This is a genomic window from Mangrovibacterium sp., assembly GCF_059905295.1.
This window is the reverse complement of sequence record NZ_JBZQJF010000005.1, coordinates 1-12,587: the sequence shown is the minus strand read 5'-3', so window position 1 is coordinate 12,587 and position 12,587 is coordinate 1. Positions and strand designations below refer to the sequence as shown.

Annotated in this window: 9 protein-coding genes and 1 pseudogene; 3 read left to right on the top strand and 7 right to left on the bottom strand. The window is 42.2% G+C overall.

The features are described from left to right. The first annotated feature begins 46 nt into the window (after positions 1-46). Entirely contained in the window at positions 47-178 is a 132-nt protein-coding gene (locus tag AC37HE_RS00230; protein ID WP_500780753.1) for a bacteriocin, read from the top strand. A 312-nt stretch (positions 179-490) separates the two neighbouring features. Next, positions 491-2,026 carry a tetratricopeptide repeat protein gene (locus AC37HE_RS00225; protein WP_500780752.1) on the top strand — a complete coding sequence of 512 codons (1,536 nt, stop codon included), beginning with the start codon at positions 491-493 and terminating at the stop codon, positions 2,024-2,026. A 278-nt stretch (positions 2,027-2,304) separates the two neighbouring features. Here AC37HE_RS00225 and AC37HE_RS00220 read toward each other — a convergent pair whose 3' ends face one another. The 7 genes from AC37HE_RS00220 to AC37HE_RS00190 all read right to left on the bottom strand — a co-directional run bounded on the left by AC37HE_RS00220 (position 2,305) and on the right by AC37HE_RS00190 (position 11,352). Beyond that, positions 2,305-3,441: a THUMP domain-containing class I SAM-dependent RNA methyltransferase gene (locus AC37HE_RS00220; RefSeq protein WP_500780751.1), complete on the bottom strand. Its 1,137-nt coding sequence runs from the start codon at positions 3,439-3,441 to the stop codon at positions 2,305-2,307. A 15-nt stretch (positions 3,442-3,456) separates the two neighbouring features. After that, positions 3,457-4,398 (bottom strand): serine O-acetyltransferase, encoded by a 942-nt coding sequence (locus AC37HE_RS00215; RefSeq protein ID WP_500780750.1) that lies wholly within the window; start codon positions 4,396-4,398, stop codon positions 3,457-3,459. Beyond that, positions 4,376-5,314 carry a cysteine synthase A gene (cysK, locus tag AC37HE_RS00210; RefSeq protein WP_500780749.1) on the bottom strand — a complete coding sequence of 313 codons (939 nt, stop codon included), beginning with the start codon at positions 5,312-5,314 and terminating at the stop codon, positions 4,376-4,378. Before cysK ends, AC37HE_RS00215 begins: the two co-directional genes overlap by 23 nt. 114 nt (positions 5,315-5,428) lie before the next feature. Further along, on the bottom strand, positions 5,429-5,947 hold the full coding sequence (locus AC37HE_RS00205; RefSeq protein WP_500780748.1) for an AAA family ATPase: 519 nt from the start codon (positions 5,945-5,947) through the stop codon (positions 5,429-5,431). Beyond that, positions 5,944-6,564 carry a nicotinamide riboside transporter PnuC gene (gene pnuC / locus AC37HE_RS00200; RefSeq protein WP_500780747.1) on the bottom strand — a complete coding sequence of 207 codons (621 nt, stop codon included), beginning with the start codon at positions 6,562-6,564 and terminating at the stop codon, positions 5,944-5,946. The genes AC37HE_RS00205 and pnuC overlap by 4 nt, the downstream gene beginning before the upstream one ends. After that, positions 6,557-8,152, bottom strand: coding sequence for a S41 family peptidase (locus AC37HE_RS00195; protein WP_500780746.1), 1,596 nt, complete (start codon positions 8,150-8,152; stop codon positions 6,557-6,559). Before AC37HE_RS00195 ends, pnuC begins: the two co-directional genes overlap by 8 nt. Before the next feature lie 416 nt (positions 8,153-8,568). Continuing rightward, entirely contained in the window at positions 8,569-11,352 is a 2,784-nt protein-coding gene (locus AC37HE_RS00190; RefSeq protein WP_500780745.1) for a glycoside hydrolase family 2 protein, read from the bottom strand. 359 nt (positions 11,353-11,711) lie between these two features. Between AC37HE_RS00190 and AC37HE_RS00185 the strand changes: the two are divergent. Continuing rightward, a pseudogene (locus AC37HE_RS00185) lies at positions 11,712-12,587 on the top strand (MGH1-like glycoside hydrolase domain-containing protein); the annotation flags it as partial.

The following is a 12,587-nucleotide window of genomic DNA, read 5'->3' as shown; positions in this document are numbered from 1 at the left end:
GGATGATTAAGGAATTAAAAGTATTAACCATTAAAATTTAAAAGTAATGAAAACTTTATTTGCTAACAACGAAAAAAACATTTTTGATTCATTCGAAGTATTAACAAAAGAAGAATTAAATGAAGTTAAAGGTGGAATCAGCAGAGATATGGACATCTATGTTGAAGACCTTGAATAGTACCTTTCTTGAGAAATTGAATTAATTCGAGTAAAATCCATGGCTCAATAAACTCAAAAACAATATATTAGAAGATCATTACTCTTCAATTAAAGTTTCAAGTTTATTTCTAAGCTAAGAAAGAAGCTCTAGTTAAAATAATTATCTCATCATTCCCTAGAATTTATTTTTATTGATTATTTATCGAATATATTGTATAAAAAACAAGGGTTTATATGTTTCATAATATGTAATATTGTTTATTAGAATAAATACAAATATTCGAAGAGTTTTAGAAAGTTCTTTGTGTGTTTAAAAGAAAAAGCAAGAAAGATGATACGCAAATCAAACATAACAGAATACATTGACCGATACCTCAGCCAGGAGTTGACCGACGACGAGTTGAAGGAGTTCAATGCAGAAATGGCCATCAGCCCTGAGATCGAAGAGGAAATTACTCTTCACCAGGAAATCGAAGCAGCCATTACAGAAACAGACATTACAGAATTAAGAGCAAACATCCAGTCCATTATGGATCAGGAATCAGCTGAAAAAGAAGATTTGGTTGTTGCAGAAGGTTCTGACTACAGTTTCGAGTTATCTGAAGATTTGTCATCTTTCAAAGAATTTAAGTCATCGGTCAATATCAGTGATATCGTTAGCTTTGCTCAAAGTTTACCAAAACTTCACCTGGCACAACATAAAATCGCTGAAAAAGAAAATATTCATCAATACTACAAAGAACAATTTGAGGAAAAGAATGCTTCTGACGAAGAATTTGAGCTAACTCCGGAAGACGAAGCAATTTTTGCAGAAGTAGAACTCGCAATGGAAGAACGAGATATCTCTGAACTAAGAGATAATCTGCAGCACATCGCAGCCAATATGCCGGCACATGAGTTTGATTCCAAGGAACTTGACGAGTACATTAACCAGGAAATGGATGAGGACTTCCTTAAAGACTTTGAAGCTGAACTGGCGATCAATGAAGGTTTAATGAAGGATGTCGAGCTCTATCGAGATGTAGATCAAGCCATTGGGGAAACAGACATCATGGATCTAAGAGCAAATCTGGGAAAAATCCAACAAACGGAATCTTCAACATCCCGGAAAATAGAAGAAATCGACAGATACATGAATATGGAGCTGGATGAAGATGAACGTTCCTCTTTCGAAACTGAATTGACCAATAATCCGGATCTGGTTGCTGAATTGGAATTACACAAAGAGATTGACTCTGCGCTGGCTGAAAATGATGTCATGAATCTTCGAGATAAGCTAGATCGACTAAGCAAGGAAATTATCCGGGAAAAACGTAAGGAAAGATCATTCATTGCCCGAATTCCTAGATCTCGTATCGCTGCGGCAACTATTGCAGCATCTCTGATCCTACTGATAAGTATTAGCAGTTTGCTGAGTCGAAATAAAACTACCAATGACGGACAACTCTACAGTCAATACTTCCGTCCTTATGAAGCAACTGGGATATTCCGTTCAAACAACTGTGATTTAGACAGTAAAATAAGTATCGCACTGCATAAATACAATGCGGCCGAATATTCTGAAGCAATTGCATTATTTGATCAGGTTCTAAAATCAGATGCGAATAATCCGGTAGGAAACTTCTATCAAGGGATGTCATACCAGGAGCTTGGAAAATTTGATCATGCAATTACATCATATACTCAAGTTATAAAAGAGAAAAACAACCTTTTTGTCGAACAAGCTGAATGGTACACTGCGCTGTGCTACTTACAAAACGACAATAAAAGAAAAGCATACAAACAGTTACAACGAATTGCTGAAAACAATGGTTATTACAGTGAAAAAGCCACAGCAATAATTCGGAAACTGGCTGATATGGATTAATAAAACAACGATCATAAAGAAATTCAAAATACGTTAGCAAGTAAAGATCAAGCGTAAAACTGACAATCCTTAGTTCATTATTCCTTAGTTCAATTATCCAGTCAGTAATCGCAAAAAATCTTTCGGTATTCTTAATGAAATTCCTAATTATCCTATCTGTTCGAAGAGTAATTCTGAATACCTTTCTTTCGCAAATAATGTTTTCAAAATAATGGTTAAAAGAAAAGCCCGGATGTTAAATCCGGGCTTTCTTATTTTTGTATAAATAAAAAATCACATTAAGAATTCTTCTTGGACCCCTGATACATCTCGTACTTCCGGAAACTACATTCAAGCGAGCCATTAAACAAGGGAATCTTTACGGCTGGTCTAAGACCTAACCATTTTAAGCAAGAGTTTGTACTGATGATCCAAACATTTGTATCCTGAAAGCCATGCTTAAGCTTCTCCCCGATCATTTGGTATAAAGCCTCATCCCCACTTTCAATGCGCTCACCATACGGAGGATTAAAAATCAAAAAGTTGGTTCCAGGCTTCTTTTCAAGTGTCTTAAAGTCGGCTACTTTAAAAATAACCGAATCATCAACAAGTGCTTTTTCGGCATGCTGAAAAGCTGTGTTAATGTAACGACGGTCAATATCCGAACCGTAGATCATAAAGTCAGTCTCCCGATGACTTTTCGTGCTCTTTATCCGCTGAAAAAGCTCAGCATCGTAATTCTTCCAGTTCTCAAAGGCATAAGCTCTGCCAACTTCTCCCGGAAGAACATTCTTAGCAATCATCGCTGCTTCAATGGCAATAGTTCCGGAGCCACACATCGGATCCGTCAGGGAACTTTCACCATCCCAACCCGACAGCTTCAGCATACCAGCTGCCAGTACCTCGCTTATTGGTGCTTCGTGACGTCCAACGCGGTAACCACGCTTATGCAAGGACTCACCACTACTGTCCAGCGAAATGGTACAGGCATTGTTCGCAATATGCAGATTCACGATTACCTGAGGATTTCGGGTATCCACCGAGGGGCGTTTCCCTCCAACTTTGCGAAAACGATCGACAATAGCATCCTTCAATTTCAGGGATGCAAACATCGAATTATTGAAAACATCGCTAAAAACAACACTCTGAACAGCAAAAGTTTGATCTGAATCGAAGTATTGCTCCCATTTTATTTTTAACGCCTGGTGATAAAGATCATCAGCACGCAGCACTTTAAAATTCCGAATATTGACCAGCACCTTCAAGGCTGTTCGAAGGCTATAGTTAGCCTTATAGATCATTTCCAGATCACCGGAAAAATACACAGCACGACGAGCTACCTGAACATCATCGGCATTCAAGGCAAACAACTCCTGCGCCAGAACTTCTTCTAATCCGGCATAGGTGGTTGCCACCAAAGGATAAGTTTCAATCATTGATTTTTTTATGAATTAAATTCCGGCTCCGTCTTTAAAGGCTGTTTCGCGTGCTTTAAATTGAAGAACTTTCGAATTAGGTGCGACATTATTGGTTACCCATACGTTACCACCAATCACTGAATCGTGTCCAATCCGGATACGTCCCAAAATGGTAGCCTGAGCATAAATAATCACATTATCTTCCACAATCGGGTGACGAGGAACTCCTTTAATTGGGTTACCCTCTTCATCCAGCGGAAAGCTTTTTGCACCAAGCGTAACACCTTGGTAAAGCTTCACATTATTCCCAATAATACAAGTTGAACCTACAACCACACCAGTTCCGTGGTCGATGGTAAATGATTCTCCAATTTCAGCTTTAGGGTGAATATCAATCCCTGTTTCCGAGTGGGCCATCTCTGCAATAATCCGTGGAATCAATGGAACTCCCAATTGCAACATGCGATGGGCAATACGGTAGTTCGAAATAGCCCGAACAGCCGGATAACAGTAAATAACTTCACTACGACTTTTAGCTGCAGGATCACCAACAAAAGCTGCTTCAACATCGGTTACCAAAACGCGACGGATTACAGGCAGAAACGAAATAAAATCGGCTGCCAAGCCCTGAGCATAACGTTCCCGTTCTTTAAAATCGACCTCTTCCGTACGATCACAGGTAAAGCACAGTCCTGCCAGAATCTGCTCCGACAGTAATGCAAACAATTCGTCAACATACACTCCCATGTAATGTCGAAGCGAATCCTGTCGCAAAGTCGTATTTCCAAAGTATCCCGGAAACAGAATCTCCCGGATCATATTGACGACTGTCGCCAATTTTTCAGACGAGGGAACCGGCTCTCCCAACATATGTTCGTGGCAAACCATCTCATAAGTTTTCGGGTCCGCCAACTGTTCAACCGTATGGTTTATTTTTGAAAGTAAGCTATTTTCAGATTCCATTTTTCGAGTCATTAAATAAGGTTGTACTTAAGTAGCGTTCACCGGTATCACATACAATGACCACCAGGTGCTTATCTTTATTTTCCTCACGTTTGGCAATTTCTAAAGCAGCATAAACATTTGCACCTGATGAAATACCGCAAAGAATACCTTCTTCGGTTGCCATCCTGCGGGCAGTTTCGAATGCGTGTTCGTCCGATACCGGCAAAATTTCATCGTAAGCTTTCGTATTTAATACAGCCGGAATAAAACCGGCTCCAATACCCTGAATCTTATGCGATCCCGCTGGATTTCCGGATAAGACAGCAGAACTGCAAGGTTCCACAACAACCGAAAAGACTTCTGATTTCAGTTCTTTTAAAGCCTCCGAAACACCAGTAATTGTACCTCCTGTTCCGGCACCGGCAACAAAGATATCAACCTGACCATCGGTATCATTCCAAATTTCCTGAGCTGTTGTTCGGCGGTGCATTTCAACATTTGCCGGATTTTCAAACTGCATCGGGACAAATGAATTTTCAATATCCCGGGCAAGCTCATTTGTCTTAGCAATAGCCTCTTTCATCCCTCCTTTGGCTGAAGTCAGCACAAGTTCAGCACCATAAGCATTCAGCAACATACGCCGCTCCACCGAAACACTTTCGGGCATCACAATCTTCAGCTTGTAGCCGCGAACAGCACAAACCATGGCTAAACCAATTCCTGTGTTACCACTTGTCGGCTCAATAATAACCGTTTCCTGATTAATCAAATTTTGCTCTTCAGCAGCACGGACCATCGCAAAAGCTAAACGGTCTTTTACTGACCCACCAGGGTTTTGGGATTCCAACTTCACATAAACGTTTGCACAACAATCTGCCGACAAACGATTAAGCTTAACTAACGGAGTACCGCCAATGAGCTCTAAGACATTTGATGCAATTTTCATATTCATCTTTTTTTATTGAAAAGTGCCGAATTCGTTTGCAAATTCAGCTATTTCAGACCTAACAAAAGTCACCTTTTTCAAAATGATTCGCAAATAATTCAACGTAGCAAAAGCCTAAAAGTTGAACTTATTAATGGCATCAATTGCATTTTTAATCCGGGATTCACCGTCACCACCTACTTCAACAAAAGGTAAGTCACGGTTTATCAGCTGTTGCTTATAAATTTCGTAGAGTTCTTCGCGCTGCTCACCTCCGTTTTCACGCAGTGGATCGGGTTCCCATGGAATATCGGGTTTGCAAAGCAGATACAAGTGAACAGGCTTCTCCCCAATGGCCCTTTCCAGCCAATCCGGACATCGTTGGTAAACCCAATCGAACCACACTTTAGTGACAAACAACCAGGTATCAAGGAAAGCGTACTCTTCATGCTGTTTTATGGCATCCTCGTACTGCTTGATCTGCCCTCTTGCAATCGCTTCAACATCCTCATAAGTGTAATGTTCCCCTTTCCCTTCGAGGTAGGTACGGGCATATTCCGGGAAACTTGTCCCCTGATATCGACTAGCAAGCTCCCGGGTAAGTGTACTCTTTGCTGTCGATTCCGGGCCGGTCAATACGATAATCTTCGTCATCGGGAAACATTTACCGGTTGAATCTGCAAATCTTTGAGCTCTTTACGCCATTGTAAATAGCCGGCAACAGCCATGACAGTATATACCGAAAACAGGATTACTGTGGGCCATAAACCTTTAAAAGCATAGAGGGCAGTTGAAAGCGCATCAACAAAGACCCAAATCAACCAATGCTCAATGTACTTACGCGCCAGCATCCAGGTAGCTACCAGGCTTAGCGCTGTTGTTATTGCATCGCCAACAGGAATAGGAGAATCGGTGTAATGTTGGAGGACAAACTCAATTAATAAAAACGAACCAATGCTGGCTAAAATCAGCCACAACCACAAATGACGGGGAGTTTTGCTTACTTCCAGCGTGGATTCTTCTTTCGAAGCTCCTTTTACCCACAAATACCACCCGTAAAAGCTGACGACCACATAATAGCCCTGTAAGGCCATATCGGCATAAAATTTACTCACATAAAACACATAAATGTACAAGGCCGATGTGAGTAATCCCACCGGCCATGTTAGAATATTTTGTTTTATTGATAGGAAAATATAAACGATTCCTAAAACAGCGGCTGTTACTTCCACCCAATGGGTGGTTAGCCATGCAATAACCTGATCAATCATTTTTTACTTGTTCTGCCAATATATTATCATAGGTTGAAGTATTCTTCAAAACCTCGATTGCCTTTTGAATTATTTTATCCTCTTGGTTAACGACCTGGTAATAATACGAAGTTCCATATAAATCGCGGGCAATCATAGCTTTGGCTTGCCGTTTAATTAGCGGTTTCGCAAAAGAAATACTTTCTTCCGTCCCTTCAATTTTTTCCTTTTCAGCTTCAGCCAAAACACCTGTCACAAAATCGTCACCAACATTGAAAGATGCCAGGTAATCCTGGAACTTAGGATATTTTTTCTGCAGTTCACTTCGGTGTGAATCCAGATACGTTAAAGTGGAAGAATTCATGATGTTACGACGAACCAACTGGTTATAAAAAACATAGTTGACCGAAGTATCAAGAGGAACAAAAATATCGGGCATGATACCACCACCGCCATAAACAACACGTTTGCTATTTAAGGTAGCATAAGTCTGACTCTGGTCAAAATGGATGCTGTCAGCCGAAAATAACTCACCACTTTCCATCCGGTGTAAATAATCCTCGCGATATTCTTTCAATCCCTTATCGTATGGTTTCTGAATACAACGACCACTCGGTGTGTAGTAATGAGCAGTTGTTAACCGGACAATCGAGCCATCGGTTAAAGGGAATGGTTGTTGCACCAATCCTTTCCCGAATGAACGGCGACCAATTACCAAACCACGATCCCAATCCTGGATAGCTCCCGTAACAATCTCACTGGCCGATGCTGAGCCTTCATCAATCAGCACAATCAAACGGCCATGCTCAAAGCAACCAACGCTACTCGATTTGTATTCTCTGCGACGATCATTAATACCTTGTGTGTATACAATCAACTTATCGGGTCCCAGGAACTGATCAGCCAAACGAATGGCTTCTTTTAAATATCCGCCACCATTACCGCGCAAATCAAGCACCAGATTCTCTAACTTGTGTCCCTTATTAAGTTCAGAAAAAGCCTTATCGAATTCGTCGCCGGTAGTAGCTGCAAAGCGGTTAATCTTGATGTAACCGGTATTGTTGTCCAACATATACGAGGCATCCAGGCTGAAAAGCGGTATTTTATCCCGAACAATGGTAAAATCGAGTAAGTTCTTCTCATTGTGACGCTGAATTTTCAAATCAACACGAGTGCCTTTATCACCACGGAGCATATCGGTCACATCCGAATTTTTGAGTCCGATTCCGGCAATGTTCTTACCATCAACATCCATGATCCGGTCGCCCGGCATTAAGCCCACTTTCTCCGACGGGCCACCCGGGATGGTTGTTACCACCATCAAAGTATCGCGCAGAATATTGAATGAAATCCCAATCCCCTCGAAGCTACCTACGAGTGGTTCATTCATCTTTTCAACCTCTTCTTTTGAAATATAAACTGAGTGTGGATCGAGCTTAGCCAACATGCTCACAATGGCATCGTCAGTCAGCTTGTCAATATTGGTCGAGTCAACATAATAGCTATCAATCAGCCGAAGTAAGCGCCCGAATTTAATCATATCCCCTTGTACATCCTGGGTCTGGGCCTGAACATGACCTGCTGATAATACAAATGCAAACAAGATCATCCCGATCATGGATTTTATTCTCCAATTCCATCTCATAAAAAAAATCCTCCAAATTCAGTGTCGACGGGTGCCGACCAGTTAATTAAAAAGTCACAATTATCGCATCAAGCACCGCTTTTCATTACGAAAAGCTAAAAATAGAACAATATCCCTTATACTCAAAACAGCGAAACGGTAAGAAATGTTAACGAACTGGAACAAATAACGTTCCAATAATTTATAAAAACTACCCTAACTTTCAGGAATTAATAACCATCAGGGACATTTTAACCATACACAATCGTTCAAATGTGGGAGAAAAAATCAGATCTGCGATAATGATTAGAAATGGGAATTGGGTTAAGTCTTTTCCTAAAAAGAAAGATCCGACTTTGGTTCAAAATAGGATCTTTCTGCCAAAAACGGAAATCTAATTTTTAGAGTAATTGTTCAAGTTCACCTCCGTTGATCTTGTATTTCGGATCGAAATTCACCGACTTCATATAGTTTAAAATGGATTGATACAGTTGCATCGCCTCCGGTTTATCAGTCAGCTGATTGAGCTGCGACATGCAAACCAACAGCTTCCCTGCTCCCACTTTAAACTCAAATATCATCCCAAGTTTATGGTTGCGTTCCAGGTTATCAATGACCTGAACAATGGGTAAATACGCGGTTGGCAGCTTATCCAGAATCAATGAATTGCTGGCTTTAATCATCGAGAACCATTGCCAGTTGGTATGAAAATCCGTTGGAAAATCGGCAAACAAGGGATGCTTCGGATCCATTAAAAGCCCCAGTGTTCCGGGCGACACTGGTTTCTTACTCCACTCGCTGATCCCTTTAAACATACCGTAGTTCCAAAATTCGGGTGGAAAATGACCGGCAACACTATTCGCCTTCACATCCTTAGTTTTAGGGAATAAGAGCACCTTGGCTCCTGCATTCAATTTAGCCAAAACCGATTTCGACAATTGGTCAGCCACAAGAATATCATCAGGAACCTCCACTTCCTTTTTTCCCGGATAAACCCAAAGCGGATAACTGTTGGTATAACCGGTACCTTCCAACGAAATGCTAAGAGATAATTGAGAAGCTTTGGTTATCGCCGAAAGCTCAATACGCAAGTTCCCAAGTGAATCTAATCCGCCATTGGCAATCTCAGCCACCTCAAAACTCCCCTCTTTCACAACGGTACCATCTGTAGTCGTCAGTTTCCAGTTTAATGGAGCATGAATTGCCTTGTTCGAATAATTGGCTACTACGATCTTTGCCTGAAATGTTTCAGCATTAGTCCAGCAAAACTTAGGGAATTCACCCAGCAACACCACATCATTGCAGGATTGTTTCCAGGCTTCAGGGGTAATCACACCTTTGCTGTCCATGAAAGCATCCAGAATACCAACAAGTGCCGTTCCCTGTCCTGGGAAGTCCTGCAGATCCAGCAACTGAAACCCTGCCATCCCCTTGGTACGAATAGCAGCTTCCATCTCCGCCTTATAACACAAGGCCGACCAGGAACCCGATGCCCTATGAAAGACACTATCCAGATCGCTCATACCGGCTTTTGCCAGTCGATCTCGGAAAACTTCAAGGTTACGGGCACGAAGAACTCCGGTATATTTCGCGATCTCCCGATAGTCCGGAAAAATCTGGTACTGCCCAATCTCGTGACTAATCAAAGGAATAGGCATATGTGAAACGGCATAGTTAAAATTCACTTCGGTCGAGGGTTGCTGCGTATTCAGGATTCCTCCTTCCCGAGCATCGGCATAAGCATGCGTAAGCCGTGCATGGCCTAAAATGGAATCGCCGTGCTCAGGAACCCGAGCTCCAACAAAGAAGTCGCAATAGTCCTTGGGTTTCATATAACCGATATTTACATTGGAGCCCATGGTGTACAGAGGCCGGTTATCGTAAGCTTTAAAAGCCCGGACATTCTTTTCAACCCGCTCGTGCCCTCCCCAGATCTCATTACCGGGCGAAAACAAAACAAACGACGGGTGATTGCCATAAGCCTTCAACATGGCCATTCCCTCAGCACGGAGCATATCAGCAATGGTATCTGAGTCCAAACCGCCCCAAAAAGGCAATTCAGCCTGTAGGTACATTCCTTCCTCATCAGCAGCGGTAAATGCCGCTTCTGGTGGACAATAGGTATGAAAACGGTAATGATTAATGCCATACGACTTGGCAATCCGATACACGCGCTGCCAGTCCTCAACATTCATTGGGGTGAAACCGGTCAGCGGAAAAACAGCAGCCTCGTGCTTGCCTCGCAAAAATACGGTGCGTCCGTTAATTTGAAACTGCGTGCCTTTGGCTTCGAATTTGCGCATACCAAAGGGTACCGTTTGTGCATCGGCTGAATTTTCGGTATGTACAACGGCTGTTAAGTGGTAAAGCGGTTGCTGGTAATCGTCCCAGAGTTCACATTCATCACCTAATGGATATTCCAGCTCGATTTTAGCTTGTGCAGCCACAATCTCTTCCCTCTTTTTTAGGCGGATCGTTTCGCCCTTAACGATTTTGTCGGCAAACAGCTCTATTTTTAACTGTTGTTGCGGATCGGCTCCCGCCAGCTCTAGCTTAATCGCCACCTTTTTAGCATCAATATCGGGATAAACCTGCAAATTGGTAATATGTGTTTTATCAGACGCTTCAAGGTAGATTTGACCAATGATTCCGTTCCAGTTGGTTTGCGTATCATCCGAATAAATATGCACGTTCCCGTAAGGAGTGAGCGCCAAATCGTTGTCAACCTGTACCGTAATGGTATGTTCACCCGGCGCAAGATAATCCGAAACATCGAATTGCTGAGGCGACTGTAACAGTTGTGAGCCGCCCACCAGCGTGCTGTCGACCCACACCTTAGTTGTCCGGGTACGCTCCAAAAACAGCTCGACATGTTTACCGGCAAAACTCTCCGGAACGGTTACCTTTTTTCGATACCAGGCTGGTCCTTCGTACCGGTAAAGCCGGTTCAGGTGCATGGTCGTGGTGTCGGTATTCAAAATACCTTTGTGATTTAAGTCGGTGGTACCGGGGAGCAGGACGCTATCCTTTAAATCGGACAGATACCAATGTTCCTGTTCGCCAATATGAGCGGTGTCCGTTGCGAACTGCCATTGACCTTTTAAATCGATCTTTTGTCTGTAGTTGTGGTTGGGTTGATTGCATGCCATAAGAGCAAACAATAGAAATGCATAGAGAAGTTTCATTCTATTGGAATTGTTGGGTTTATAAATTTCTGTTGTTGGTATTACGAAAATAGCAAAAATGAGTGGATGAAACTGCTTGTACACCAATTTTGTACCTTGAATCCGGAACGAAAAATCTCACCTCCTATTCTCCGGCACCACTCCCGAAATGCCCTGCACCTTATTTGGATATTAATTTTAAGGCCCGTTTATTAAAAATCAGATCGGTTCTGCGTTTATTCAGCTACCAATTCCCTTATTGTTGTAACTTTTACAAAGTTCAAAACAGTAGCATGGAATTCTTCTGATGGTACATGATATTTTCGATTCGGGAATAACATGTTTTGATTTGAAAACAAACAATTAAAATTACAGTAGCCATGGATAATTCAGGGGACGAAAAAAGACGATTACAACGGTCGTCTGACAACAGAACCTGGCGGAAATGGGGACCTTATATATCCGAACGCCAGTGGGGAACTATTCGAGAAGATTATTCGAAGGACGGACAAACCTGGGATGCAATATCACATGACCTGGCACGCAGCAATGCTTATCGCTGGGGAGAAGATGCTATCGCCGGATTTTGCGACAGCCAACAAATTCTTTGTTTGGCACCGGCATTTTGGAACGGCAAAGACCCCTTCCTGAAGGAACGGCTGTTTGGCCTGACCAACTGGCAAGGCAACCACGGTGAAGATGTGAAAGAGATCTACTATCACCTCGATTCGTCGCCAACACACTCCTATTGTAAATATTTGTACAAATATCCTCAGGAAGCCTTTCCCTATGAAGAACTTCTGGAGGAAAATAAAAACAGGGACCGAAACGTAAGGGAATTTGAAATTACCGATTCCGCGATCTTCGATGAAGACCGTTACTTCGATATTTTCATCGAATATGCCAAAGCGGGGATCAACGATATCCTGATGAAGATTACGGTGCATAACCGTGGCCCCGAAGAAGCCGTGATTCATGTGCTGCCCCATTTATGGTTCCGGAATTTCTGGAAGCACAATGAAAGTGTCAAGCGGCCTGTTATCACCTCTCTCAATGAAAACTGTATCCATACGAACAGCCAGCGAAACGGCAGCTTCTATTTTTACCATCAGGGGGGAGAACAGTTGTTTTGCGAGAACGAAACCAACAACCAGGTGATCTACAATCTGGAAAACGATTTCGACTATGTAAAAGATGGGATCAATGACCATATCGTAAAAGGGGAAACGACGGTAAATCCCGAAAAAACAGGTACG

What these genes read in the sequence shown, in the direction of transcription:
- AC37HE_RS00220 (WP_500780751.1), bottom strand. Translation starts at nt 3,441, where the DNA reads ATGATTGAAACTTATCCTTTGGTGGCAACCACCTATGCCGGATTAGAA.
- AC37HE_RS00190 (WP_500780745.1), bottom strand. Translation starts at nt 11,352, where the DNA reads ATGAAACTTCTCTATGCATTTCTATTGTTTGCTCTTATGGCATGCAAT.
- pnuC (WP_500780747.1), bottom strand. Translation starts at nt 6,564, where the DNA reads ATGATTGATCAGGTTATTGCATGGCTAACCACCCATTGGGTGGAAGTA.
- AC37HE_RS00205 (WP_500780748.1), bottom strand. Translation starts at nt 5,947, where the DNA reads ATGACGAAGATTATCGTATTGACCGGCCCGGAATCGACAGCAAAGAGT.
- AC37HE_RS00195 (WP_500780746.1), bottom strand. Translation starts at nt 8,152, where the DNA reads ATGATCTTGTTTGCATTTGTATTATCAGCAGGTCATGTTCAGGCCCAG.
- cysK (WP_500780749.1), bottom strand. Translation starts at nt 5,314, where the DNA reads ATGAAAATTGCATCAAATGTCTTAGAGCTCATTGGCGGTACTCCGTTA.
- AC37HE_RS00215 (WP_500780750.1), bottom strand. Translation starts at nt 4,398, where the DNA reads ATGACTCGAAAAATGGAATCTGAAAATAGCTTACTTTCAAAAATAAAC.
- AC37HE_RS00225 (WP_500780752.1), top strand. Translation starts at nt 491, where the DNA reads ATGATACGCAAATCAAACATAACAGAATACATTGACCGATACCTCAGC.
- AC37HE_RS00230 (WP_500780753.1), top strand. Translation starts at nt 47, where the DNA reads ATGAAAACTTTATTTGCTAACAACGAAAAAAACATTTTTGATTCATTC.